The organism is Cupriavidus sp. GW823-FHT07B10 (assembly GCF_058794355.1).
Window position 1 is genome coordinate 51,823 of sequence record NZ_JBXAGS010000025.1, and the last position, 24,624, is coordinate 76,446.

A 24,624-nucleotide genomic window follows, 5' to 3' on the forward strand; every position below is an offset into this window, starting at 1 on the left:
ACAAGCCAGGGCGAAAAAAGAAGCGTGGAAAGTGCCCCACCCGGTGCTATCGGCATCATAGTTTCTCTGTTTCCCCCCGAGGGCGGGCGCTGCATTACAATGCAGCTATCCGTTGGCAAGGCAATTGCAAAGGAGTTCGGCCTTGAATAACAACCTGTTTCAAAAGGCGGCAATCTGGCTCGTAATCGCGCTGGTGTTGTTTACCGTCTTCAAGCAGTTCGACAAGCCCCGTGCGCAGGACAGCGTCACCTATTCGCAGTTCATGGATGACGCCAAGAATGGCAAGGTGTCGCGTGTCGACGTGCAGGGCCGCAACCTGGTGGTCTCGCCTAAGGAAGGCGCCAAGTACACCATCATCTCGCCGGGCGACATCTGGATGGTCGGCGACCTGATGAAGTACGGCGTCCAGGTGACCGGCAAGGCGGACGACGAACCCAACGTGCTGGTGCAGGCCCTGTATTACCTCGGGCCGACCCTGCTGATCATCGTGTTCTGGTTCTACATGATGCGCCAGATGCAGGGGGGCGGCAAAGGCGGCGCTTTCTCATTCGGCAAGTCGCGTGCGCGCCTGATCGACGAGAACCAGAACGCCGTCACGTTCCAGGACGTCGCCGGCTGCGACGAGTCCAAGGAAGAAGTGGTCGAGCTGGTCGACTTCCTGAAGGACCCGCAGAAATTCCAGAAGCTGGGCGGGCGCATCCCGCGCGGCGTGCTGTTGGTAGGCCCTCCGGGTACCGGCAAGACGCTGCTGGCGCGCGCCATTGCCGGCGAGGCCAAGGTGCCGTTCTTCAGCATCTCGGGTTCCGACTTTGTGGAAATGTTCGTCGGCGTGGGCGCGGCCCGCGTGCGCGACATGTTCGAGAACGCCAAGAAGCAGGCACCCTGCATCGTGTTCATCGATGAAATCGACGCGGTCGGCCGCCATCGTGGCGCCGGCATGGGCGGCGGCAACGACGAGCGCGAGCAGACCCTGAACCAGATGCTGGTCGAGATGGACGGCTTCGAGGCCAACTCGGGCGTGATCGTGATCGCCGCGACCAACCGTGCCGACGTGCTGGACAAGGCGCTGCTGCGTCCGGGCCGTTTCGACCGCCAGGTCTACGTGGGCCTGCCGGACATCCGCGGCCGCGAGCAGATCCTGAAGGTCCATATGCGCAAGGTGCCGATCGGCAACGATGTCGACGCCTCGATCATCGCGCGCGGCACCCCGGGCTTCTCGGGCGCGGACCTGGCCAACCTGGTCAACGAAGCCGCACTGTTTGCCGCCCGCCGGAGCAAGCGCGTGGTCGACATGCAGGACTTCGAGGACGCCAAGGACAAGATCTACATGGGTCCGGAGCGCAAGTCGACGGTCATGCGCGAAGAAGAGCGCCGGGCCACGGCTTACCATGAGTCGGGCCATGCGGTAGTGGCCAAGCTGCTGCCCAAGGCCGACCCGGTGCACAAGGTCACCATCATGCCGCGTGGCTGGGCGCTGGGTGTGACCTGGCAGCTGCCGGAGCATGACAAGTATTCGAAGTACAAGGACAGCATGCTGGAAGAGGTTGCCATCCTCTTCGGCGGCCGTGCGGCGGAAGAGGTCTTCCTCAACGCCATGAGCACCGGTGCTTCCAACGACTTCGAGCGCGCCACCAAGCTCGCCCGCGACATGGTGACCCGCTTCGGCATGAGCGATTCGCTGGGTGCCATGGTCTACGTGGATACCGAGCAGGATGGCATGTTCGGCAAGCTGTCGTCGAAGACGGTGTCGGAAGCCACGCAGCAGAAGGTCGACGCCGAGATCCGCCGCATCATCGACGAGCAATACGCGCTGGCCAAGCGCCTGCTCGAAGAGAACCGCGACAAGGTCGAAGCCATGACCAACGCGCTGATGGAATGGGAAACCATCGATGCCGACCAGGTCAACGACATCATGGCCGGCAAGCCGCCGCGTCCGCCGCGCAGCGCGTCGGGCCCGAACGGCGGCGGCAGCACGCCTCCGGGCGGGTCGCCGGTGGCGCCGACCAACGCGCCCGCCACGGCCTGATCCTGGTTCGTCCACAGACGACGCCGTAGTGATGGCTGTGTAGTGCCTGTCCCTGAAGCCGGTGCCTGGTGCACCGGCTTTTCCTTTTGCGCGGCATCTGCCGCGCCCGGATTGAATCAAGCATTCCTACCTTGCAGCAGACTTCTCAGACCAGGTATTTCCAGTGCGGCCGTTTTCGCTTTGCCCTGGACCAGCGCCCGCTGGTGATGGGTATCCTCAACGTCACGCCCGATTCCTTCTCGGATGGCGGCCAGCATGCCAGCCGGGACGCGGCGCTGCGCCATGCCGGGCAGATGATCGCCGAGGGCGTGGACATCATCGACATCGGCGGGGAATCCAGCCGGCCCGGTTCGGCGGCGCTGCCGCTGGAAGACGAACTGGCGCGCGTGATCCCGGTGGTGGAAGCACTGCGCGACTGCGGCAAGCCGCTCTCGGTCGATACCTACAAGCCCGAGGTCATGCGCGCCGCGCTTGCGGCCGGAGCCGATCTCATCAACGATATCTGGGGTTTCCGCATGCCGGGCGCGGTCGAGGCCGTGGCGGCGGGGCAGGCGGGCCTGTGCGTGATGCATATGCAGCGCGATCCGCAGACCATGCAGGAAGACCCGCACTACGATGACGTGGTCGCCGAGGTGGCCGGGTTCCTTGCCGAGCGCATTGCCGTGCTGCGCGCTGCCGGCATCGACGATGCGCGCATCTCCCTTGATCCGGGGTTCGGCTTCGGCAAGACACCCGATCATAATCTGCGCCTGCTCGGCCAACTGCCGCGGCTGGCGCTTGAGGGCCTGCCGGTGCTGGCTGGCATCTCGCGCAAGTCCACGCTGGGCGCGGTCCTTGGTGGCCGGCCGCCGCAGCAGCGTGTTGCCGCCAGCATTGCCGCCGCGGTGTGTGCGCTGGAGCGCGGAGCATTTATCGTGCGCGTGCATGATGTGGAGCAGACGGTGGACGCCGTGAAGACCTGGTGGGCGGTGCGCAACGAGTCCGTTGGCGCGGCCTGAACCAGCCGCGGCCACCGCAGGCAGAACAACGATCAGAGTAAAGAAAGGGAATCAGCGAATGACACGCAAGTATTTCGGGACAGATGGCGTGCGGGGCAGGGTCGGCGAGGCGCCGATCACGCCGGACTTCGTGATGCGCCTGGGCCATGCGGCCGGCAAGGTGCTCGCCCACGGCGCCAAGACCGGGCAAGGCAAGCCGACCGTGCTGATCGGCAAGGACACGCGCATTTCCGGCTATATGCTGGAAGCGGCGCTGGAAGCCGGCTTCACCTCGGCCGGCGTGCACGTGCTGCTGACCGGTCCGCTGCCGACGCCGGGCATCGCCTATCTGACGCGGGCGCTGCGGCTGTCCGCCGGCGTGGTGATCTCGGCCAGCCACAATCCCTACTACGACAACGGCATCAAGTTCTTTTCGGCCGACGGCGACAAGCTGCCCGATGCGGTCGAGGCAGAGATCGAAGCTGCCATCGAAGAGCCGATGGTGTGCGCGCCGTCCGATGACCTGGGCCGCGCGCGCCGCATCAACGATGCGCCCGGCCGCTATATCGAGTTCTGCAAGAGCACCTTCCCGCATGAGCAGGACCTGTACGGCCTGAAACTGGTGGTCGACTGCGCCCATGGCGCCGCCTACCACATCGCGCCGCACGTGTTCCATGAGCTGGGCGCCGACGTGGTTTCGATCGGCAACCAGCCGGACGGCCGCAATATCAACGACGGCTACGGCGCCACCGCGCCGGCCAAGCTGGTTGAGGCGGTCAAGGCCCATGGCGCTGACCTGGGCCTGGCCTTTGACGGCGACGCCGACCGCTTGCAGGTGGTGGATGCCGACGGCCGTCTCTACAACGGCGACGAACTGCTGTATCTGATCGTGCGCGACCGCCAGGCCGCTGGCCAGGCGGTGCCGGGTGCCGTGGGCACGCTGATGACCAATATGGCGGTGGAGCTCGCGCTCAAGCGCCAGGGCGTGGAATTCGTGCGCGCCAAGGTGGGTGACCGCTATGTGCTGGAAGAGTTGAACAAGCGCAGCTGGACTCTGGGCGGCGAGGGCTCCGGCCACCTGCTGTGCCTGGACCGCCACAGCACCGGCGACGGCATCGTGTCGGCGCTGCAGGTGCTGGCCGCGCTGCGCCGCAGCGGCAAGACTCTGGCGCAGTTGCTCGAGGGCGTAAGGCTGTTCCCGCAGACGCTCATCAACGTGCGCGTGCAGAAAGGCTTCGACTGGCAGTCGCATGCCGGCCTGCAGGCCGCGCGCGCGGCGGTCGAGCCTGAACTGGAGGGGCGCGGCCGGGTGCTGATCCGTGCCTCCGGCACCGAGCCGGTGGTGCGCGTGATGGTCGAGGCCGAGCAGGCTGAAATGGCCGAGCGCGCGGCCAGGCGGCTGGCCGATGCCTTGGGCGCCTGATGCGCCGCCCCCTGACCAGGAACGCCGGGCCAGTCCCGGCGTTTTTTTATTCCATAACGCAATTAACCGCCGTCATATTGCGTCACCATGATTGCCGGATGGCCGCGGCGATCCCTTGCTGGAGGCCGGTTCCAAGAAGATTTAAAGATGTCACGGAATTGTCATACAGGGAGCATAGAGTTCGTCTTGTCAAAAATTTGTCATTCCCAACCAATGTTCTCTGGAGGACATATGAAGCTGGTCAAGACTGCCGTGGCAGGCATCGTTTCGATGGTGGTGGCGGGTACTGCGTTCGCGGCGGAAATTACCGGTGCAGGCGCTTCTTTCCCGGCGCCCGTGTATTCCAAGTGGGCCGACGCATACCAAAAAGCAACGGGTAATAAGGTCAACTATCAATCCATCGGCTCGTCGGGCGGGATCAAGCAGATCGGCGCCAAGACGGTCGATTTCGGTGCCTCGGACGCGCCGCTGAAGGACGAGGACCTGAACAAGCAGGGCCTGGTCCAGTTCCCGACCGTGATCGGCGGCGTGGTGCCGGTGATCAACCTGCAGGGCGTAAAGCCGGGCGATCTGACCATCACGGGCGAAGTGCTGGCCAATATCTACCTGGGCAAGATCAAGAAGTGGGATGACCCCGCGATCAAGGCGCTGAACCCGCAAGCCAAGCTGCCGAGCCAGGACATCCTGCCGGTGCGCCGCGCCGACGGTTCGGGCACTACCTTCATCTTCACCAACTACCTGTCCAAGGTCAGCCCGGACTGGAAGAGCGCGGTGGGCGAGGGCACCACGGTCAACTGGCCGGGCGGCGGCACCGGCGGCAAGGGCAACGAGGGCGTCGCCGCCTTCGTGCAGCGCCTGAACGGCGCCATCGGCTACGTCGAGTACGCCTACGCCAAGCAGAACAAGATGACCCACGTGAACATGAAGAACGCGTCGGGTGCCGTGGTCAAGCCGGGCGACGATGCCTTCAAGGCTGCCGCCGCCGGTGCGGACTGGAGCAAGACCTACTACCAGATCCTGACCAACCAGCCGGGCAAGGAAGCCTGGCCGATCGCCGGCGCCACCTTCATCCTGGTCCACAAGAACCAGGAAAAGGCCGCGCAGGGTGCCGAAGTGCTGAAGTTCTTCGACTGGGCCTACAAGAGCGGCGCCAACATGGCCGCCGACCTTGACTACGTGCCGCTGCCGGAAAACGTTGTGAACCAGATCCGTTCGACCTGGAAGACCAGCGTCAAGGACGCCTCGGGCAAGGCGCTGTACTGATCCTGACGGCATCGCCGGCCCCGCGCGAGTGCGGGGCCGGTGGCCGGGCTGCCCGAAACTGGCCCGGACACCAGGCTCCCGCCCAGGCGGGAGCGGCGATCCACCCTGAATTCCCGACATGGCGACTACCCCCTCCGAGATCCGCAACGTCCAGCCCCCGAGCCGCATGGGCGACATCCTGTTCGGCGGCCTGACGCGGGGCGCCGCGATCGTGACCCTGCTGCTGCTGGGCGGCATCATCGTCTCGCTCGCGATCAGCGCCTGGCCGTCGATCCAGACCTTCGGTGCGCGCTTCCTGTGGACCGCGGAGTGGGATCCTCCCGCCGATGTCTATGGCGCGCTGGTGCCCATCTACGGCACCATCGTGACCTCGCTGATCGCGCTGATCATCGCGGTGCCGGTGAGCTTCGGCATCGCGCTGTTCCTGACCGAGCTGTCGCCGGCCTGGCTGCGCCGCCCGCTGGGCACGGCCATCGAACTGCTCGCCGCGGTGCCGTCGATCGTCTACGGCATGTGGGGCCTGCTCGTGTTCGCGCCGATCTTCGGCGAGTATTTCCAGAAGCCCCTGGCCGCCACGGTGGGCCAGCTGCCGGTGGTCGGCAAGCTGTTCCAGGGCGCGCCGCTGGGCATCGGCCTGCTGTGCGCGGGCGTGATCCTGGCGATCATGATCATCCCGTACATCGCTTCGGTGATGCGTGACGTGTTTGAAGTCACCCCGGTGCTGCTCAAGGAATCGGCCTACGGCGTGGGCTGCACCACCTGGGAAGTGATGTGGAACGTGGTGCTGCCCTACACCCGCGCCGGTGTCATCGGCGGCGTGATGCTGGGCCTGGGCCGCGCACTGGGCGAGACCATGGCCGTCACCTTCGTGATCGGCAACACCAACCTGCTGGACAGCGCCTCGCTGTTCTCGCCGGGCAACAGCATCACCTCGGCGCTCGCCAACGAATTCGCCGAAGCCGGCGCCGGCCTGCACACCGCGGCGCTGATGGAACTGGGCCTGATCCTGTTCTTCATTACCTTCGTGGTGCTGGCGCTGTCCAAGCTGCTGCTGCTGCGACTGGCAAAGAATGAGGGAACCAAATGAGCGCGAGTCAAGCTGTGTCAACCGCATCGATCCCGGCGGTCCGTGCCGACGCGGATGCCATTCGCACCCGGCTGCAGGCGCGCCGCCGCCGCACCAACCTGTATGCACTGACCGCCTCGCTGGTGGCGATGGGCTTCGGCCTGTTCTGGCTGGCGTGGATCCTGTGGACCACCGTCACGCTGGGCGTGGGCGGCCTGTCGCTGGACCTGTTCACGCAGATGACCCCGGCGCCGAATACCGCTGGCGGCGGCCTGGCCAACGCCATCTTCGGCAGCTTCGTGATGGTCGGCATGGCCACGCTGTTCGGCACGCCGCTGGGCATCCTGGCCGGCATCTACCTGGCCGAGTACGGCAAGAGCTCGCCGCTGGCCAGCTTTATCCGCTTTATCAACGACATCCTGCTGTCGGCGCCGTCGATTGTGATCGGCCTCTTTGTCTACGCGCTGGTGGTGACCCGCATGGGCCACTTCTCGGGCTGGGCCGGGATCTGCGCGCTGGCGCTGCTGCAGGTGCCGATCGTGGTGCGCACCACCGAGAACATGCTGAACCTGGTGCCCAACGCGCTGCGCGAGGCGGCCTTCGCACTCGGCACGCCCAAGTGGAAGATGGTGCTGTCGATCACGGTGAAGTCATCCTACGCCGGCATTGTGACCGGGGTGTTGCTGGCCGTCGCCCGTATCGCCGGCGAGACCGCGCCGCTGCTGTTCACCGCGCTGTCCAATCAGTTCTGGACCAGCGACCTGAACAAGCCGATGGCCAACCTGCCGGTGACGATCTTCCGCTTTGCCATGAGCCCGTTCACCGAATGGCAGCAACTGGCCTGGGCGGGTGTGTTCCTGATTACGATCGGCGTGCTGGCCCTGAATATCCTGGCGCGCATCCTGTTCAAGAAATAAGCGGCCGGACCACGCAAACCGTCCCGCCCAAAGACTGCAAGCGAGAAACGCAATGACCTCCACCGTCATCGACATTCCCGATTCGGTACGCGCCAAGATCGACGTGCGCAACCTGAACTTCTACTACGGCCAGTTCCATGCGCTGAAGGACATCAACATGTCGATCCCCGACCGCAAGGTCACGGCCTTCATCGGACCGTCGGGGTGCGGCAAGTCGACGCTGCTGCGCACCTTCAACAAGATGTATGCGCTGTATCCCGAGCAGCGCGCCGAGGGTGAGATCAACATGGACGGCGACAACCTGCTGACCGCGCGCCAGGACATCGCGCTGCTGCGCGCCAAGGTCGGCATGGTGTTCCAGAAGCCGACACCGTTCCCGATGTCGATCTACGACAACATCGCCTTCGGCGTGCGCCTGTTCGAGAAGCTGTCGCGCTCGGAGATGGACGACCGCGTGGAATGGGCGCTGACCAAGGCGGCGCTGTGGAACGAGGCCAAGGACAAGCTGCATCAGTCCGGCTACGGCCTGTCCGGCGGCCAGCAGCAGCGCCTGTGCATCGCGCGCGGCATTGCCATCCGCCCGGAAGTGTTGCTGCTGGACGAGCCGTGCTCGGCACTCGATCCGATTTCCACCGGCCGCATCGAGGAACTGATCGCGGAGCTGAAGGACGAGTACACGGTCGTGATCGTTACCCACAACATGCAGCAGGCGGCGCGCTGCTCCGACTACACCGCCTACATGTACCTGGGCGAACTGATCGAGTTCGGCGAGACCGAGAAGATCTTCATCAAGCCGCACCGCAAGGAAACGGAAGACTACATTACCGGCCGGTTCGGCTGATCGTTACCGCAGGGCGTAGCATATCCATAAGCGGCCAGGAGAATCCCATGCCAGACAAGCACCTGTCGACTCAGTTCGACGCCGACCTCAACGCGATCAACACCAAGCTGCTGCAGATGGGCGGCCTGGTCGAGTCGCAGATCGAGCTCGCCATGCGCGCGCTGTCCGACTTCGATGGCGAGACCGCCGACCAGGTCATCGCCCGGGAGATCCAGCTCAACGCGCTGGAAGTCGAGATCGATGCCGACTGCGGCAACATCATTGCCCGGCGCCAGCCGACCGCGCGCGACCTGCGCCTGGTGATGGCCATCTCCAAGACCATCACCAACCTGGAGCGCGCCGGCGACGAGGCCGAGAAGATCGCCAAGCGCACCAAGCACATCATGGAAGACGCGTCGGCGCACAGCATCAATTACGCCGAGGTCAAGCTCTCGGGCGAGATGGCGATCTCGCTGCTGCGCCAGGCGCTGGACGCCTTTGCGCGCCTGGACACCGTGGCGGCGGCGCGCATCGTCAAGGACGACAAGGCCATCGACGAGGAATTCCGCGGCTTCGTGCGCAAGCTGATCACGTACATGATGGAAGACCCGCGTACGATCTCGGTCGCGCTGGATTTCCTGTTCATCGCCAAGGCGGTGGAGCGCATTGGCGATCACGCCAAGAACATCGCGGAATTTATCATTTACATTGTCAAGGGGACGGACGTCCGCCATGTCTCGCGCGAGGACATGGAGCGCGAAGCGCTGAGCTGAACTCAGCCGCCCACGGAGAACAATTACATGCCAAGCAGTATTCTCGTTGTCGAAGACGAACCGGCGATCGCCGAACTGATCGCCGTGAACCTGCAGCACGCGGGGCACTATCCGATCCGGGCCTACAACGCCGAGCAGGCGCTGTCGCTGATGAGCGATGTGCTGCCCGACCTGGTGCTGCTCGACTGGATGCTCCCGGGCAAGTCGGGCGCGAACTTCGCCAAGGAGTTGCGGGCCAACGACCGCACCCGCCAGATCCCCATCATCATGCTGACCGCCCGCGGCGAGGAGCAGGACAAGGTGATGGGGCTTGAGGCCGGCGCCGACGACTACGTCACCAAGCCGTTCTCGCCCAAGGAACTGCTGGCGCGGATCAAGGCGGTGCTGCGCCGCCGTGCGCCGCAGCTGACCGACGATGTGGTGGCCATCAACGGCCTGCGCCTGGACCCGGCCACGCACCGTGTCACCGGCCAGGACGACAGCGGCGCGATCAAGCTGGAGCTGGGTCCGACCGAGTTCCGCCTGCTGCACTTCCTGATGACGCATCCGGAACGCGTGCACAGCCGCTCGCAACTGCTCGACCAGGTCTGGGGCGACCATGTCTTTGTCGAGGAGCGTACCGTCGACGTCCATATCAAGCGCCTGCGCGCCGCGCTCACCCCCGGCGGCTACAGCAATATGATCGAAACCGTGCGCGGCAGTGGCTACCGCCTGGCGCGCACGCCCGGCGCCTGACGCGCCGGACATGGGAGGGCGGCTTGACGTGCTGCCCTGCCAGAGCCCACGCTGCTGGCAGGGCGCGGCGAATTCGTGGCACACTCCGTCGCAACCCTGCAGCCTTCCGTGGCTGCGAGCCTGAACCCTGCGCATGAATGTCATCTGGGCCCGTTCCGTGGCCATCCTGATCAGCCTGCTGGTGCTGTCCGCCGGTGTTTACCTGGCCGTGGGCCCGGTGCCGGCGCTGGCGCTGGCATGCGTATCGCTGCTCGGGCTGCTGTTCTACTACCTGTACCAGATCAACCGCCTGTGGAAGGTGCTTGATGCGCCGGTCTACGGCGAGATCCCCAGTGCACTCGGGCTTTGGGGCGAGGTGTATTACCGGCTGCACCGGCTGGTCAAGCGCTGGCGCACCCAGGTGCTGCAGGTCGAGCAGCAGCACACGCGCTTTATCCAGGCCATCCAGGCTTCGCCCAACGGCGTGCTGATGCTGGACGACGCCGACCAGATCGAGTGGTGCAACGACGTGGCCGAGCAGCATTTCGGCCTGAACGCGCGGCGCGACGTGCGCCAGCGCATCACCCACCTGATCCGCCGCCCCGAGTTCGTCCACTACCTGACCCGGCAGCGCTTCGATGACCCACTGGTGATGCGCGACATGGGCGAGCACAAGCACAGCGTGATCGCGGTGCAGATCCTGCCCTATGGCGACAACCGCAAGCTGGTGATCACGCAGGACATCACCAAGCTCGAAAACACCGAGGCGATGCGGCGCGACTTCGTTGCCAACGTGTCGCACGAACTGAAGACGCCGCTGACGGTGCTGACCGGCTTCCTGGAAACCGTGCGCGACCTGCCGGTGTCGGAAGACGACCGGCGCCGCTACATCGACATGATGCTGGCGCAGTCGGTGCGCATGCAGAGCATCGTCGAAGACCTGCTGGCGCTGGCCAAGCTGGAAAGCGATGCGCAGCCGCCCGGCAATGACATCGTGCCGATCCGTGCCATGGTGGCGCACCTGACCCACGACGCCGAGGCGCTGTCGCAGGGACGGCACCAGGTCTCGGCCGAGATCGACCCGACCGTCGGCATGCGTGGCGCCGAGACCGAACTGCTGTCGGCGCTGGGCAACCTGGTGTCGAACGCCGTGCGCTACACGCCGGACGGGGGGCGCATCACCATCAGGCTGGCCTGGGAAGAGGGTCATGCCGTGTTCTCGGTGGCCGATACCGGCCTGGGCATCGCTCCCGAGCATATTCCCCGGCTGACCGAGCGCTTCTACCGCGTGGACCGCAGCCGCTCGCGCGACACCGGCGGCACCGGGCTGGGGCTGGCCATCGTCAAGCACGTGCTGTCACGCCACCATGCGGACCTGCGCGTGACCAGCGAAGAGGGCCGGGGCAGCGTGTTCCGCGTGATCTTCCCGCTTGAACGCAGCCTGCGTTCGGCGGGGGAGGGCGCGGACATGCCAGCGCCAGGCAGCGGCCCGACCGCGCCGCCGCAGTCGCCGGACACCTCGCGGCGCGCCGCCTGACCCGTAAAGGAAAACCCCGCCGCGGCGGGGTTTTGCATGTTATGCCTCAGGGAAGCCTCCTCGGCTCCTGGCGCAAGGTGGGCAACAGAAGCCCGCTCAGGGCATCCCCCCAAACATCACCAGCATATCGTTCTGACTCACATGTGGACGCTTCGAGCGCGTCTGCTTGCGTGCATAGTTGCCGTCCGGCTGCATGATCCACGCCGAGGCGTTGTCGCGCAGGTGCACCTGCAGGCTTTCCTTGATGACGCGTGCCTTCAGCGCCTTGTCCAGCACCGGGAAGGCAACTTCCACGCGGCGGAACAGGTTGCGGTCCATCCAGTCGGCGCTGGACAGGTACAGCACCTCTTCGCCGCCGGCGTGGAAGTAGTAGACCCGGTGGTGTTCCAGGAAGCGGCCGATGATCGAGCGCACCGAGATGTTCTCGGACATGCCCGGCACGCCCGGCATCAGCGCGCACACGCCGCGCACGATCAGGTCGATCTTCACCCCCGCGCGCGAGGCCTTGTACAGCTCGTCGATGATCGATGGCTCCAGCAGCGCGTTCATCTTGGCGATGATGCGCGCGGGCTTGCCGGCGCGCGCGTTGCGGGCCTCGGCGCGGATATGGTCGACCAGGTTGCTCTGCATGGTGAAGGGCGACTGCCACAGGTGGTTCAGCCGGATGGTGCCGGCGGTGCCGGTCAGCAGCTGGAACACGTGGTGCACGTCTTCGCAGATCTCCTCGTTGGCCGTCAGCAGGCCGAAGTCGGTGTAGAGGCGGGCGGTGCGCGGATGGTAGTTGCCGGTGCCGAGGTGGGCGTAGCGCCGCAGCTTGACCTGCTTGGCCTTGGGGCCGGTGGGCTCGCGCCGCACGATCAGCAGCATCTTGGCGTGGCACTTGTGGCCGACCACGCCGTAGATCACGTGTGCGCCCGCGGATTCCAGGCGCTCGGCCCAGTTGATGTTGGTTTCCTCGTCAAAGCGCGCCAGCAGCTCCACCACCACGGTCACTTCCTTGCCGTTGCGCGCGGCAGTCATCAGTGCTTCCATCACCAGCGACTCATTGCCGGTGCGATAGACGGTCTGCTTGATCGCGACCACGTTGGGGTCGGCCGCGGCCAGCTGCAGCAGGTCGAGCACGGAACTGAAGCTCTCGTACGGGTGGTGCAGCAACACGTCCTGCTGGCGCATCACGTCGAACATTGACGCGCCGGCGGAGAAGGCCTTGACCGGCGCGGGCACATATGGCGCAAACTTCAGCGCGGGCCGGTCCACCATGTCGGGGATCTGCATCAGCCGCACCAGGTTCACCGGGCCGGAAACACGATACAGGTCCTGCTCGGCGAGGCCCGATTCCAGCAGCAGCCGGCGCGCCAGCGGTGCCGGCGTGTCCGACGAGACTTCCAGGCGCACCGTGTCGCCGAAATGGCGCGTGGGCAGCTCGCCCTGCAGCGCCTCGCGCAGGTCGGTGATCTCGTCTTCCGAGACGAACAGGTCGGAGTTGCGCGTGACGCGGAACTGGTAGCAGCCGTGCACGGCAATCGCCGGGAACAGCTCATGCACGAAGCCCTGCATGAAGGACGACAGCATCACAAAGCCATACGGGTAGCCCGACAGCTTTTCCGGCATCTTCACCACGCGCGGCAGCGCGCGCGGCGCCTGCACGATGGCCAGGTCGGCCTCGCGGCCGAAGGCGTCCTTGCCGGACAATTCCACCACGAAGTTCAGGCTCTTGTTGAGCACGCGGGGAAAGGGGTGGGCGGGATCCAGCGCGATCGGGGTCAGCACCGGCCCCAGTTCGCGCTGGAAGAATTCGCGCGCCCATTCGCGCTGGGGGTCGGTCCAGGTGGTGGTCAGGTGGAAAAAGACACCCTCTTTTTCAAGTAGTGGAAAAATGGTGTTCTGCAGCATGTCATACTGCGAAGCCACAAGCCGTTGCGTGCGCTCGGTGACAAGCTGGTAGGTCTGCTGGAATGACAGGCCGTCCGGCGTCAGTCCCGAGGCGTTGTCGCGCATCTGTTCCTTCAGGCCCGCCATGCGGATTTCAAAGAACTCGTCCAGGTTGCTGGACACGATGCAGATGAATTTCAGCCGCTCCAGCAGCGGGACCTTCGGGTCCGCCGCTTGTGCCAGCACGCGGGCATTGAATTCCAGGATGCCCAGTTCGCGGTTGAGCAGCGTACTGGACGGAGTCGTCGACATGAGCATGACCTTCTTTTGGTAATGTGGCGACTTTTTCATAAAAACGTGTCACTTTTATGACAGTTTGATTTTGTCATGATGCAGACATGATCAGGACATATTTTTCCCGGGCGCGAACGCCGGCAGGCCAAGGCACCAGAGCGCACCTGCCGCGCCACGCAACGCCAACGCGAACCAGCCCTCCTAGCACACGATGAATAACACCCCACGCCTGCTGGCTGCCGTCGATATGGGTTCGAACAGCTTCCGCCTGATGATCGGGCGGGTGGACGAGACCCCCACGGCCAATGGCCCGGCCAGCCAGATCTTCCAGGTTGACGCGCTGCGCGAGCCGGTCCGCCTGGCCGCCGGCCTGACGCCCGACAAATACCTGGACCAGCCCGCGCGGCGCCGCGGTATCGATGCGCTGCGGCGCTTCGGCGACCGGCTGCGCGAGTTCGCGCCCAACCAGGTGCGCGCCGTTGCCACCAACACATTGCGCGTGGCCAAGAACGCGTCCGAGTTCCTGATCGAGGCCGAAAGCGCGCTGGGCTTCCCGATCGAAGTGATCGCCGGGCGCGAGGAAGCGCGGCTGATCTACCTCGGCGCCTCGCACGACGCCCCGGCCTGCCAGGGCAACCGCCTGGTGGTCGATATCGGCGGCGGCTCGACCGAGTTCATCATCGGCAACGGCTACCAGTCCAAGCTGATGGAAAGCCTGTATATCGGGTGCGTGTCGCACAGCCGCCAGTTCTTCCCAAGCGGCAACGTCGATGAATACGCGATGAAGCAGGCCGAGCTGGCCGCGCGCCGCGAGATCCAGGTGCTGGTGCGCCAGTACCGCGCCACGGGCTGGGAGCAGGCGGTCGGCTCGTCGGGCACGGCGCGCGCGCTGGCCGAGCTGATCGAACTCAATGGCATGAACGACAGCACCGCCGAGCACGGTATCACGCGCGAAGGGCTGGAGCGCCTCAAGCGCGCGCTGATCAAGGCCGAGAACACCAACCGCGTCAAGCTGACCGGCCTCAAGGCGGACCGCATCCCGGTGCTGCCGGGCGGCTTGTCGATCATGCTGGGCGTGTTTGCCGAACTCGATATCGAGCGCATGGATGTCACCGACGGCGCGCTGCGGCTAGGTGTGCTGTACGACCTGCTCGGACGCAGCCACCACGAGGACATGCGCACCGTCACGGTGGACCAGTTCATGCGCCGCTATGGCGTGGACCGGGCCCAGTCCGGCCGCGTGCGCCGTGCCGCGCAGACGCTGCTGTCACAGTTCCCGGAGCCGGCCAACGAACGGCGCGAGGACAACCTGGCGCTGCTGGGCTGGGCCGCCAGCCTGCATGAGACCGGCATGTCGATCTCGCACAGCGGCTACCACAAGCATTCGGCCTATATCGCCACCCATGCCGATATGCCGGGCTTTTCCAAGACCGACCAGGCGCGGCTGGCGACGCTGCTGCTGGGCCATGCGGGCAAGCTCGGCAAGCTGTCGGGCAGCGGCAGGTTCGTCGACTGGCGCATGCTGTTCAGCCTGCGCCTGGCCTTTGTGCTGTGCCGCCGCCGCTCGGACGTGGCCTTGCCCGATATCCGCGTGAGCCAGTTGGCCGAGGCGCTGGACGAAGGCTTCACCGTGCGCTTGCCGAAGGCGTGGATCGAGGCCAATCCGCTGATCGAATACAGCCTGGCGCAGGAGGCTGATGAATGGCAGCGGATCGGCAAGCGCTACAAGGTCATCTATGACTGAGCGCAGTGCGGAGGGCGGCCGCCGGGGCGGCGGCCGCTGACAGGCAGCTGGCGCCGCTCAGGCGGCGTTGTTCAGGCCGAGGAAGTGGCGGGCGTAGCGCGGGTTCATGTCGTTCACGCGCAGCAGCGTCAGGAAGTCAGCCACGTTGAAGTCCGGATCCCAGGCCGGCTGGCCGCAGATCTTTGCGCCCAGGCGCAGGTAGCCCTTGATCAGCGCGGGCGGCTCGACGTCCAGCTGCTGGTTCAGGTCCTCGACCGGCAGCGGCACGCGCGGGAAGGCGTGGTATTCGATTGGCGCCAGCGAGCGCTCGCTGAACAGCCGGTGCAGGCTGGCCGCGTAGTGGCCGCCGTCGTTCATCGGCACGCTGGCGCAGCCGAGCATCGATTCGATGCCCCAACGCTGCAGGTACTCGCCCAGGCCGCCCCACAGCGCCATGATGACGCTGCCCGAACGGTAGTCGCGGTGCACACAGGAGCGGCCCAGTTCCAGCATCTTGGGGCGCAGGTGGCCCAGGCGTACCAGGTCGAATTCAGATTCCGCGTACAGGCAGCCCAGGCGTTTGGCCTGGTGCGGCGGCAGCACGCGGTAGGTGCCCACCACGCGCAGCGTGGCCATGTCGCGCACGATCAGGTGGTCGCAGTAGGCATCGAACATGTCGATGTCCAGCTCCGGCACCGAAGAGGTCAGGCGCGCGCCCATTTCCTCGGCAAAGACCTTGTAGCGCAGGCGCTGGGCTTCGACTACTTCGTCCTGGTGGCGCGCCCACGCCACGCTGAGAACAGGCGATTCATGTGCCGGTGTATCTGATTGGCGATGAAGACGGCTCCGCGCCGTCTGGCCACCAAGGCCATTGGGCAGAGAGTCGAAAAGCGGCTGGGTGGGCGTCGGCAGATCTCGCATCAGTATGTCCTTTTGGTGACGAAACTGTTGCGATGCAATGTAGTGAGAGTGGGTGACATTGCCGTGACCCGGGGATGACGGTTCCGTGACGTCACCTGCCAGGGCGGACGGTCGGGCGCTTTCGGGCGATGGGTCAGGGTGTGAGTCGCGATCCTCGACGTCAATATAACGATCGGCCGGGCCATTCATGGGGAATCTCCGTGACACCTGCTATCGGCACCGGAAGAGGCGCCAAGGCCACTCTACTTACGGGAGATTCCGCCCGCCATCAGCTATTTCTGATTTTGGCGGGACAAAATGGGCCAGGTGCCGTCAGGCGGCACCTGGCATGCGGGGTGGGGCGGGGCTCAGAGGAATTCGGGGTTGATGACGGCGCGCAGCACGGTCTGCGCCTCGCTTTCGCGGGTGCGGCCGGTCAGCCACCAGATGCCGCTCTTGCGCACGCTCCAGTTCATTTCCGAGCCGGCCAGCAGCAGGCTGGCGACGCGGCCGATCCAGGGCTGGTGCCCGACTACCACCACGTGCTCGGGGCGTTCCGGCCACTCGACTGCTGCAAGCACTGCGCTGACGTCGGCGCCGGGCGCAAGGGCGTCACTGATCTCCGCCTCGGCAGACAGCGCGGCCGCCGTTTCGCGGGTGCGCAGCGCAGGGCTGCAAAGGACGCGGGTGTCGGCCGGCAGATGCGCGCGCAGCCATTTGGCGGATACCTCCGCCTGCTTGCGGCCGCGGCGTGTCAGTGGCCGCTGCAGGTCGGCATGGCGGCTCAGGCTGAGCGCGTCGGGGAGGTCTTCGGCTTCGGCGTGGCGCCACAGGATCAGGTTCATGTCGGACGGGGCAATGAGCGAGCTTCGAGTATGGTGAAGCGGCCCGACCGGTGCAAGCGCCAGCTGGCCCGCGCCGGTGCGCAGGCCAGGCTGCACGCGGCGCGTAAACGGAAGCAGGCTGCCTGTCGGGCAGCCCGCAAGTGTGTCCAGGCGCGGTGTCAGCGGCGTGACAGCGCGTCGGCGCACAACGGCCGCGGCGCGGGCGACAGCCGCGCATGCGGTATCGCCGGGGCCGTGCAGAAACTCAGGACTTGTGGCGGAAGTTGATGCGTCCCTTGGTCAGGTCATAGGGCGACATTTCCAGGGTGACACGGTCGCCGGCCAGGATGCGGATGCGGTGCTTCTGCATCTTGCCCGAAGCGTATGCCCAGATTTCGACGCCGTTTTCCAGCGTGACCCGATAGCGGTTGTCAGGCAGGGCTTCCGACACCACGCCGCCAAATTCAATGAGTTCTTCCTTAGCCAATCTGTCTTCCTTTTCGGCAGCCCGTGAAGGCTGCGTGGTTGCGATTTCAAAAATCCTGTTCGGTTCGCCCGGTACGGCGCGGAACCGCGGCATGTTTCGCCGATTGCGGCGAAGCGCGCCTTGGGTTGTTCGGGGCAAGCTCACGCGGACTGCGGCGCGCGGCGCCTGATGCTCGGTCCTGTCAGCGGTATCGCCCAACGGGCGCGGATGGCTTGGGCGACGGCCTGGCCGCTGACGGCCGGGGAGGCCGTGTGCTTTGCGGAGCAGGCGGGCAGGTTGTACCCGGTGGTTCGCCAGTTTGGTGTCGTCGCGGAAGGCCCGCGCCGGCGGCTGCTGTTCGCTCGCGAAGAGCGCGCTGGTGAGAACGCCCGGTTACAGGGATGCACGGACACCCCGGGGGCTACTTTGACATTGTATCACGTACGCAGTTGCAGCATGGCCGGCACGTTGCGGCAGATGGCCGGCCGCGGCGGTTGCACCGTGCCGCCAAAGTCGGCAATTCATGTGCCTTGGAAGGCGCGTCTTGCGGTCTGGCCGGCTTGGTATTTGCTCCATATGAGCTAGAACTAACTCGTACGGCCTTGCCGGGCCGGATCTCGCAAGGAGACTGCCATGGAACTCCATCTGGAATCGCACCGCTACGTTCGCTGCCGGCCGGACTGGCGGGCCGCCGTGGTGGCGGGGCTGATTGCCGGCGCGGTCTACATGGTGCTGGAACTGCTCACGGCGCGCTTCCTGCTGTACCAGGGCGCCTGGGGCACCGTGAAGATGGTCGCGGCCATCATCCTCGGGCGTGAAGCCCTGTCTGCTGATGCCTTCAACTGGACAGTCGTGCTTTCGGCGGGGACGGTGCACTTCGCGCTGTCGATCATCCTGGCGGCGGTACTGGCGATGATTCTGTCGTCATTCCGCTTCGATTCCAGCCTGTGGCTGGCCTCGGTGGTCGGGATCGTGTTTGGCGTGGTGGTCTACCTGGTCAATTTCTATCTGCTGGGGACCTACTTCAACTGGTTCGACGAGGCCCGCGGCTGGGAAAGCCTGTTCGCCCACGCGCTCTTCGGGTTGGTGGCGGCCGACGTCTATTGCAATCTCGAGCGACGGCGTGGCGAAACGGGGCAGCAGCCTGCCTGAACCAGGAGATGGAGATGGGGGAGGGGGTAGCAGCCGGCATCCTCCCGGCTGGCGCTCTTTCAGCTAGCCCATCTGGTTGATATGACGTTTAACGCGCTCGCACTAACCTAGAGGCAAACGATCAGAGCGGCCGCCGCCAACCATGCCCGCGGGCGGCTACACCGGAGTACCGAGCCCATGCGGGTTGCAATCGTCAGTACCGAAACCACCGGGCTCACGCCAGCGGACGAGCCTGTCAGCATCGGCCTGTTGCTTGTCGAAGTGGCGCCGCGGGCTGGCACGCTGTTGCGGGAGATCACTGACTATTACGGTTCGCAGGAGCCCACCGTGCCGATCGGTGAAGCTGCCACCGGCACGCACGGGTTGACCGCGGAGATGCTGCGCGGGCGGCGCTTTGACGTCGATGCCATCCGCGCCATCGTCGACGACGCGGATGTGCTGGTCGCCCACGGCGCCGAATTCCACGCGCGGATGCTGGGAAAAGTGCTTCCCGACATCCAGCACAAGCGCTGGCGCTGCTCGGTGCGCCAGGTCCGCTGGTCCCAGTACTTCCATGCCCCCAACCACAAGCTCGATACGCTGTGCGAGCACCTGCGCATCTTCCGGCCCCGGCCGCAGGTTGCGCTGGATGATTGCCTGGCGCTGTCCAGGTTGCTGTTTCAGCACATGGGTGCAGCCGACCAAGCCACGCCCATGGGCTTCCTGCTGGCCGAGTCCGACTTCGTGCCGCGTATTGCGATCAGTGTGCCTGTGCCATCGGCGCCGCCGCCGTCACCTGCGGTCCCGGCCGACGCCGGCCAGTCATGGATGCCAAAGGTTGAGACCAGCCATGCTGGCCCAAGCCGGGGGCTGGTCATCGTCGCGGTGATGCTGGTGCTGTTCGCGGGGGCGCTGATCTGGCCGGACTTGCTGCAGTGGTGAGAACAGACCTGTCCGGCGCTTGGAGGCCGCTTGGCTGAAAAGAAAAACGGCCTGGATCTTTCGATCCAGGCCGTTGTTTCCACTGGGTATTTCTGGTCGGAGCGATAGGATTCGAACCTACGACCCTCTGATCCCAAATCAGATGCGCTACCAGGCTGCGCTACGCTCCGAAGCCGGCCATTGTAGCCGGGCCCCGCGATCGCGGTCAATCTAATGTGATGATGCCCGCTCTGGCGCACTCAGCCTTGCCGGCCTGCTCCCCCTTCTGGCGGGGACGCTTTGGCTTGACTTGGGTTTGCGCGCTGGGATAATCCGCACACCGCACCAGTCCGACCGGCGTGCTTTTGGGAACGCCCGGTTTGCCTATTCCTTCCGGACTGACCTGATCACCACAACAATAACGGCGCTCCCGCCCGCGGCGGGCGCCTCGACGTGTTTGCGTCTGCCGGCCGGCGGCGCCAGGCGTTCTGAAACCGGGTATGCGGCTTTGATAACAACGGTCCGACACAGGACCGGTAAAGAGCAGGTAACAGCGGCGCCATGCGGCGCACCGCTTGTCGCCTTGGACGGGAATGAAGATGTTTCAGTCGCACATAGTTGTGCTCATCGCGGGGTTGTTCGCCCTGCAGATGGCTGTGGTTTGCGTGGTGTTGCGCCGCTCGGCGGGCATGGATCGCAGCGGCCTGACGTCGTGGGCGCTGGGAAGCGTGCTGGCCGCAATGGCAGCGGCCCTGGCAGCGGTGCAGGAACTGCGCCCGCTGTGGCTGGTACTGGAATCGAGCGACCTGGCACTGCTGGCGGCGCTCTCGGTCATGGCAGTGGGCGCGCGGCATTTCGCGGGCCGGCCCGGCCGCGCCGCGCCGTTGCTGGCGCTGAACCTGGCAGCCGCGGCGGCGGTGGGCTGGCACGACCTGGCGCCTCAATATCTTGCCGTGCCGCCGCTGATGCCGGAGATGGCACCGCTGCTGACGATGTGCCACATCGCACTGCTGCTGGACCTGGCCCGCAGCGCGTGGCCGTCGGTGCCGGCCACGCGCGGCACCGGCCGGCTGGCAGCGTTGTCGCTGGTATTGATCGTCATCGCCGCGGCGGCCATCAACGCATGGACCGTGGCGCTGCCGCTGGCGGCAGTCATGCAGGGCGGCGCCTGGCCGCGGCCGATGCCGTGGGACGGCGAGCTCGCCATGCTCAATATCTTTGCACTGGTGGGCGTGTCGGTCAGCTTTGCGCTGATGGCACACGACCGGCTGCGGCGTATGCTGGAGCGGCGCGCGCGCCATGACGACCTGACCGATGTGCTGCTGCGCGGCGCGTTCTGGGAAGAGCTGGAGGCAGCCTGCCTGCGCGCCGAGCGGCAGCGCAAGCCCCTGACGGTGGCCTTTGTCGACCTCGATCACTTCAAGGCAATCAATGATGTCTACGGCCACCTGGCGGGCGACAGCGTGCTGCGGCATTTCGCCGGGCAGCTGCGCAAGAATTTTGGCCAGCTCGAGGTGGCGGGGCGCCTGGGCGGCGAGGAATTTGCCATCCTGATGCCGGATACGGCGCTGGAGCAGGGCCGGCTGGCCTGCCTGCGGCTGGCCACGGCGGTGCGCGCCACGCCATGCCCGTCCGAGCCCGATCCGATCGCCTATACCGTCAGCATCGGCCTGGCGGCGCGGCAGCCGGGCGAAGGCGCCGATGCGCTGATGCGCCGTGCCGACCGTGCGCTATACGACGCCAAGCTGAAAGGGCGCAACTGCGTGTCCCTGCATCCGGCAGGCAGCGAGGCGGGCACCGATGGCGGCGCGGTCGATGGCCACTACATCACGCGCGGACAGCCGCGCGCCGCATCCTGACCTGCGCCGCTTGTCACTGCGCAGCGGTGCTGCGGTAGAATGCCGCCTTCGCGTCCTTAGCTCAGTTGGATAGAGCACTCGCCTTCTAAGCGAGCGGTCAGAGGTTCGAATCCTCTAGGACGCGCCAGTGAAATCAAGGGTTTGCGGGGTGTCGCCCGCGCAGGCCGAAGCGCGCCCCACGTCAGTGGGCAATCTGCGGGCATTTCTGGCCTTCGATGCGAGTGCCATGGAGCTCAGAACGGTCAGTGGCCGACTTTATCGGCTGCGCGACACCGCCAGCGTGGCGGACCTCTCTTCGCGTCGTGGACCACCATGAAGCCCCCTCCGCCGATATTGCCGGCATTGGGTAGGGCTACCGCGTGCGCGAAGCCCACCGCCACCGCCGCGTCCACCGCGTTGCCGCCAGCCTTCAGGATGTCCAGGCCGATCCGCGTGGCCGGTTCCTGCTCCGTCGCCACCATGCCGTTGCGCGCCACCACCGGGTGGAACACGTCCACGTCCATGTCGAAGTCGTAGGCGGCGCTGGCGGCCTGTGCTGTCGCGGTGGTGGCCGGCGCCAAGACGGCCGGTTCTGCAATGACAGGCGCATAGCGCGGGGCGGCGGTCTGTGCGATAGGGGCGGTGTTGCAGGGAAGCTCTCGCAAAAGGACCCATCCCGTTTGCGAAGGTTTTCGAGTGCCCCGACGTGACCCGCCCTTTGGCCGGTCGGCGACGCATGCCAAACATGCGGATTGGCAATCGGAGATTGGATGGAAACCGCCGGGGGTGCGTCGAAAGGCTTATGTGAGGCCGTCGTGACTGTTAGCCACGTCTCGCCCCGCTTTGCGCGCATTTCAGCCCATTAATGGCGGCAACTTCTCGCGCCGTCTACGTGGCAGCAATCCCTCCTGTTTTGATGCGAGGAATGCATCAATTCATCGAAACATTGCAATTCCCCTTTGCAAGTTGTCTCTGCAAACTGGCATCAATTCGCCTTTCCCGTTCGCGGGGCAGGGGGAGGTGACGACAATAAGCCGAAATGGGGAGACAGGATGGGCATCGAACAAGAACGGAAAAGTCGGTTAAACGGGAAGTTGGCGGCCGGGGCGGTCCTTGGAATTGCGATCACTACTACTGTTCAGGCACAGAGTTCGTCCGGAGTAAGCCTGTACGGCATCATCGATACCACCATTCGCTACTCAAACAATAACCAGGGCGACAATAAGTTGGCTGCGTTAACCGACGGCTATTTCAACGGCTCACGCTGGGGCATGCGGGGCAACGAGGCGCTCGGAGGCGGATTGTCCGCCATCTTCAATTTGGAGAGTGGCTTTGATCCCTCGACCGGCGTATCGCAGCAAGGCACCACAACGGCAAACTATGGACAGCAGAGTACCGGCGGTCAGGGGCGTTTGTTTGGAAGGCAGGCATGGGTCGGATTGAACCACGAGCGCTTCGGTAGGCTAACGTTCGGCCGGCAATTCACCACCGGCTACGATGCGACCGCCCGCTTTCAGCCTAACGGTCACCCCAATCTGGACGCAGTCACCATCTTTAACGGCTATACGGGACCGCGCCAAGACAACATGGCGAAATACGTCGGACAATGGGGAGCGCTATCTGCGGGAGCGTATTACACCTTTGGCGAAGTGTCGGGTCATATGAAGCCGAGCTCTAGTTACGGCGCAACTCTCGGCTATAAGCAGGGACCGGTGGACGTCGGTGGCTTCTGGCAGCAGGCCAACGCGCTAACCACGCCCGAGTCGAGAAAAGTCTGGGGCGTGGGTGGCAACTATCAATGGGGGATAGTCAAGCTAACCTTCGGCTATCTAAACAATCGATTCGATGTGAGCCCGACGCGAAACGATGTATTCAGTGGCGGCTTCGCTGTGGCGGCTACCTCTGCTCTCACGCTATCCGTTGCGTCGCACTACGACCGCCAGCGCAATGCCTCCGGCAGCCGCATTATGGTGACCGGCGTCGCGGACTACAACCTTTCAAAGCGCACTGACATTTACGCCGAAATTGATTTCAATCGCATCAACGGTGCCTATGCGCTGCCCACCTTCATGGGAGTGAAAGGCAGCAAAGTCGGCGGTGGCATCGGCTTGCGACATCGCTTCTAGAGCGGTCCATTGTTCTGCCAGGCGGCTAACTGGTGCGTCGGCGCTTCAATGTGCCCAACTATTCTTCGAATTGATCTAACTCCGCTGGTCCCGCGCGTGAACGGCATTCGGGCTAGCACAAATGCAAGGAGCCAGCAGTGGACGAACAGGCAGTTGACCCCAGGACGTGGATTGGACGCAGCGAGCAGTGGGAGGACACAGTCACTGCCGCGCCGATCGCAGCGCTGCGTGCGACGTTGGATTACCCCGCAGCAGCGCAGACAGCAGGCACTCCATTGCCGCCACTGTGGCATTGGCTTTATTTCTTACCCATGCATCGTCAAAGCGAAATTGGGCACGATGGCCATGCCAAGCGCGGCGGATTTCTACCCCCTGTGCCATTGCCCCGCCGCATGTGGGCAGGCGGCCAATTCGAGTTTCGCCGTCCACTTCGGGTGGGCGACAAGATCCAGCGCACCTCCGTCATCGACGATGTTACAAGCAAGGAGGGGCGGACCGGGAAGTTAGTATTTGTAAAAGTGCGTCATGAGATCCGCGCCATCGGTACTGCGGAACCGGCGTTAGTGGAGTTTCACGACATCGTTTACCGAGAGGCACAGCAGTCGGGCGAGGCGCCTGTCATGCCCCAAGCGGCGCCCGCGGAAGCGGCTTGGCAGCGCCAAATTGTTCCGGACGACGTCTTGCTGTTCCGCTATTCGGCCCTGACTTTCAATGGGCATCGCATCCACTATGACCGTCGCTACGTGACAGAGGTCGAAGGCTACCCCGGCTTGATTGTCCACGGCCCGCTGATCGCTACGTTGCTACTGGATCTGCTGCGGCGTGAATTGCCCCAGGCAGAGGTCGCCAGCTTTCGATTCCGTGCGGTGCGCCCGACCTTCGACCTGCATCCCTTCCGGGTCAGCGGTCAACCGCAGTCTGACGGCAAAACAGTTCGCTTGTGGGCATCCGACCACGAGGGCTGGCTGACCATGGACGCCACGGCAGTCCTTCGCTGATTTCGCTTTACGGAA

General features: G+C 65.0%; 20 protein-coding genes, 2 tRNA genes and 1 pseudogene. 17 read left to right on the top strand and 6 right to left on the bottom strand.

Going from position 1 to position 24,624, the window contains the following annotated elements; all coding sequences use genetic code 11:
* The first annotated feature begins 142 nt into the window (after positions 1 to 142).
* The 10 genes from ftsH (at position 143) to phoR (ending at position 11,516) form a co-directional block, all read left to right on the top strand.
* Entirely contained in the window at positions 143 to 2,026 is a 1,884-nt protein-coding gene (gene ftsH / locus AC1Q6V_RS31825; RefSeq protein WP_010814315.1) for an ATP-dependent zinc metalloprotease FtsH, read from the top strand.
* A gap of 131 nt (positions 2,027 to 2,157) precedes the next feature.
* A complete protein-coding gene (gene folP / locus AC1Q6V_RS31830; protein WP_041687450.1) occupies positions 2,158 to 3,024 on the top strand; it encodes a dihydropteroate synthase in 867 nt (288 codons plus the stop codon).
* 58 nt (positions 3,025 to 3,082) lie between these two features.
* Entirely contained in the window at positions 3,083 to 4,426 is a 1,344-nt protein-coding gene (gene glmM / locus AC1Q6V_RS31835; RefSeq protein ID WP_010814313.1) for a phosphoglucosamine mutase, read from the top strand.
* Positions 4,427 to 4,657: 231 nt separating this feature from the next.
* Positions 4,658 to 5,689 (top strand): phosphate ABC transporter substrate-binding protein PstS, encoded by a 1,032-nt coding sequence (gene pstS / locus AC1Q6V_RS31840; protein WP_010814312.1) that lies wholly within the window; start codon positions 4,658 to 4,660, stop codon positions 5,687 to 5,689.
* Between the two features lie 118 nt (positions 5,690 to 5,807).
* Positions 5,808 to 6,776 (top strand): phosphate ABC transporter permease PstC, encoded by a 969-nt coding sequence (pstC, locus tag AC1Q6V_RS31845; protein ID WP_011615657.1) that lies wholly within the window; start codon positions 5,808 to 5,810, stop codon positions 6,774 to 6,776.
* Positions 6,773 to 7,672 (top strand): phosphate ABC transporter permease PstA, encoded by a 900-nt coding sequence (pstA, locus tag AC1Q6V_RS31850; protein ID WP_011615656.1) that lies wholly within the window; start codon positions 6,773 to 6,775, stop codon positions 7,670 to 7,672. Before pstC ends, pstA begins: the two co-directional genes overlap by 4 nt.
* Before the next feature lie 52 nt (positions 7,673 to 7,724).
* Positions 7,725 to 8,513 (top strand): phosphate ABC transporter ATP-binding protein PstB, encoded by a 789-nt coding sequence (gene pstB / locus AC1Q6V_RS31855; RefSeq protein WP_010814309.1) that lies wholly within the window; start codon positions 7,725 to 7,727, stop codon positions 8,511 to 8,513.
* A gap of 47 nt (positions 8,514 to 8,560) precedes the next feature.
* Positions 8,561 to 9,265: a phosphate signaling complex protein PhoU gene (gene phoU, locus AC1Q6V_RS31860; RefSeq protein ID WP_010814308.1), complete on the top strand. Its 705-nt coding sequence runs from the start codon at positions 8,561 to 8,563 to the stop codon at positions 9,263 to 9,265.
* Positions 9,266 to 9,292: 27 nt separating this feature from the next.
* Complete coding sequence (phoB, locus tag AC1Q6V_RS31865) at positions 9,293 to 10,000, top strand: phosphate regulon transcriptional regulator PhoB (protein ID WP_010814307.1); 708 nt, start codon at positions 9,293 to 9,295, stop codon at positions 9,998 to 10,000.
* Between the two features lie 133 nt (positions 10,001 to 10,133).
* Positions 10,134 to 11,516: a phosphate regulon sensor histidine kinase PhoR gene (phoR, locus tag AC1Q6V_RS31870; RefSeq protein ID WP_010814306.1), complete on the top strand. Its 1,383-nt coding sequence runs from the start codon at positions 10,134 to 10,136 to the stop codon at positions 11,514 to 11,516.
* A 96-nt stretch (positions 11,517 to 11,612) separates the two neighbouring features.
* Here phoR and ppk1 read toward each other — a convergent pair whose 3' ends face one another.
* Positions 11,613 to 13,739, bottom strand: a complete 2,127-nt coding sequence (gene ppk1 / locus AC1Q6V_RS31875; RefSeq protein ID WP_454751030.1) for a polyphosphate kinase 1 — start codon at positions 13,737 to 13,739, stop codon at positions 11,613 to 11,615.
* A gap of 154 nt (positions 13,740 to 13,893) precedes the next feature.
* On the opposite strand from ppk1, the gene ppx reads away from it, so the two are divergent.
* Complete coding sequence (gene ppx / locus AC1Q6V_RS31880) at positions 13,894 to 15,426, top strand: exopolyphosphatase (RefSeq protein ID WP_010814304.1); 1,533 nt, start codon at positions 13,894 to 13,896, stop codon at positions 15,424 to 15,426.
* Between the two features lie 57 nt (positions 15,427 to 15,483).
* Here the strand turns inward: ppx and AC1Q6V_RS31885 are convergent, their stop codons facing one another.
* The 3 genes from AC1Q6V_RS31885 to infA form a co-directional block, all read right to left on the bottom strand.
* Entirely contained in the window at positions 15,484 to 16,326 is an 843-nt protein-coding gene (locus tag AC1Q6V_RS31885) for a GNAT family N-acetyltransferase (RefSeq protein ID WP_011615654.1), read from the bottom strand.
* Between the two features lie 347 nt (positions 16,327 to 16,673).
* On the bottom strand, positions 16,674 to 17,150 hold the full coding sequence (locus AC1Q6V_RS31890; protein ID WP_010814302.1) for a SixA phosphatase family protein: 477 nt from the start codon (positions 17,148 to 17,150) through the stop codon (positions 16,674 to 16,676).
* A 244-nt stretch (positions 17,151 to 17,394) separates the two neighbouring features.
* Entirely contained in the window at positions 17,395 to 17,616 is a 222-nt protein-coding gene (gene infA / locus AC1Q6V_RS31895; RefSeq protein ID WP_008641674.1) for a translation initiation factor IF-1, read from the bottom strand.
* A gap of 612 nt (positions 17,617 to 18,228) precedes the next feature.
* Between infA and AC1Q6V_RS31900 the strand changes: the two genes are divergently transcribed.
* Positions 18,229 to 18,747, top strand: a complete 519-nt coding sequence (locus AC1Q6V_RS31900; RefSeq protein WP_010814300.1) for a hypothetical protein — start codon at positions 18,229 to 18,231, stop codon at positions 18,745 to 18,747.
* Between the two features lie 177 nt (positions 18,748 to 18,924).
* Positions 18,925 to 19,668: a DNA polymerase III subunit epsilon gene (locus AC1Q6V_RS31905; protein ID WP_058697204.1), complete on the top strand. Its 744-nt coding sequence runs from the start codon at positions 18,925 to 18,927 to the stop codon at positions 19,666 to 19,668.
* Positions 19,669 to 19,761: 93 nt separating this feature from the next.
* Here the strand turns inward: AC1Q6V_RS31905 and AC1Q6V_RS31910 are convergent.
* Positions 19,762 to 19,838: transfer RNA gene (locus tag AC1Q6V_RS31910), tRNA-Pro, on the bottom strand.
* Between the two features lie 408 nt (positions 19,839 to 20,246).
* On the opposite strand from AC1Q6V_RS31910, the gene AC1Q6V_RS31915 reads away from it, so the two are divergent.
* Positions 20,247 to 21,506, top strand: coding sequence for a GGDEF domain-containing protein (locus tag AC1Q6V_RS31915; protein WP_439670745.1), 1,260 nt, complete (start codon positions 20,247 to 20,249; stop codon positions 21,504 to 21,506).
* Positions 21,507 to 21,556: 50 nt separating this feature from the next.
* Positions 21,557 to 21,633 (top strand) — tRNA-Arg (locus AC1Q6V_RS31920).
* A 160-nt stretch (positions 21,634 to 21,793) separates the two neighbouring features.
* Here the strand turns inward: AC1Q6V_RS31920 and AC1Q6V_RS31925 are convergent.
* A pseudogene (locus AC1Q6V_RS31925) lies at positions 21,794 to 22,120 on the bottom strand (gamma-glutamyltransferase); the annotation flags it as partial.
* Between the two features lie 417 nt (positions 22,121 to 22,537).
* On the opposite strand from AC1Q6V_RS31925, the gene AC1Q6V_RS31930 reads away from it, so the two are divergent.
* Both AC1Q6V_RS31930 and AC1Q6V_RS31935 read left to right on the top strand, forming a co-directional pair.
* Complete coding sequence (locus tag AC1Q6V_RS31930) at positions 22,538 to 23,611, top strand: porin (RefSeq protein WP_010814296.1); 1,074 nt, start codon at positions 22,538 to 22,540, stop codon at positions 23,609 to 23,611.
* A gap of 137 nt (positions 23,612 to 23,748) precedes the next feature.
* Positions 23,749 to 24,609, top strand: a complete 861-nt coding sequence (locus AC1Q6V_RS31935; protein ID WP_454751031.1) for an HTD2 family dehydratase — start codon at positions 23,749 to 23,751, stop codon at positions 24,607 to 24,609.
* The last annotated feature ends 15 nt before the right edge of the window (positions 24,610 to 24,624 follow it).

Excerpts from the sequence above, each read along its gene's own strand:
- glmM (WP_010814313.1), top strand. The coding sequence starts at position 3,083 with ATGACACGCAAGTATTTCGGGACAGATGGCGTGCGGGGCAGGGTCGGC.
- pstS (WP_010814312.1), top strand. The coding sequence starts at position 4,658 with ATGAAGCTGGTCAAGACTGCCGTGGCAGGCATCGTTTCGATGGTGGTG.
- pstC (WP_011615657.1), top strand. The coding sequence starts at position 5,808 with ATGGCGACTACCCCCTCCGAGATCCGCAACGTCCAGCCCCCGAGCCGC.
- pstA (WP_011615656.1), top strand. The coding sequence starts at position 6,773 with ATGAGCGCGAGTCAAGCTGTGTCAACCGCATCGATCCCGGCGGTCCGT.
- pstB (WP_010814309.1), top strand. The coding sequence starts at position 7,725 with ATGACCTCCACCGTCATCGACATTCCCGATTCGGTACGCGCCAAGATC.
- phoU (WP_010814308.1), top strand. The coding sequence starts at position 8,561 with ATGCCAGACAAGCACCTGTCGACTCAGTTCGACGCCGACCTCAACGCG.
- phoB (WP_010814307.1), top strand. The coding sequence starts at position 9,293 with ATGCCAAGCAGTATTCTCGTTGTCGAAGACGAACCGGCGATCGCCGAA.
- phoR (WP_010814306.1), top strand. The coding sequence starts at position 10,134 with ATGAATGTCATCTGGGCCCGTTCCGTGGCCATCCTGATCAGCCTGCTG.
- ppk1 (WP_454751030.1), bottom strand. The coding sequence starts at position 13,739 with ATGAAAAAGTCGCCACATTACCAAAAGAAGGTCATGCTCATGTCGACG.
- ppx (WP_010814304.1), top strand. The coding sequence starts at position 13,894 with ATGAATAACACCCCACGCCTGCTGGCTGCCGTCGATATGGGTTCGAAC.
- AC1Q6V_RS31885 (WP_011615654.1), bottom strand. The coding sequence starts at position 16,326 with ATGCGAGATCTGCCGACGCCCACCCAGCCGCTTTTCGACTCTCTGCCC.
- AC1Q6V_RS31890 (WP_010814302.1), bottom strand. The coding sequence starts at position 17,150 with ATGAACCTGATCCTGTGGCGCCACGCCGAAGCCGAAGACCTCCCCGAC.
- AC1Q6V_RS31900 (WP_010814300.1), top strand. The coding sequence starts at position 18,229 with ATGGAACTCCATCTGGAATCGCACCGCTACGTTCGCTGCCGGCCGGAC.
- AC1Q6V_RS31905 (WP_058697204.1), top strand. The coding sequence starts at position 18,925 with ATGCGGGTTGCAATCGTCAGTACCGAAACCACCGGGCTCACGCCAGCG.
- AC1Q6V_RS31915 (WP_439670745.1), top strand. The coding sequence starts at position 20,247 with ATGTTTCAGTCGCACATAGTTGTGCTCATCGCGGGGTTGTTCGCCCTG.
- AC1Q6V_RS31930 (WP_010814296.1), top strand. The coding sequence starts at position 22,538 with ATGGGCATCGAACAAGAACGGAAAAGTCGGTTAAACGGGAAGTTGGCG.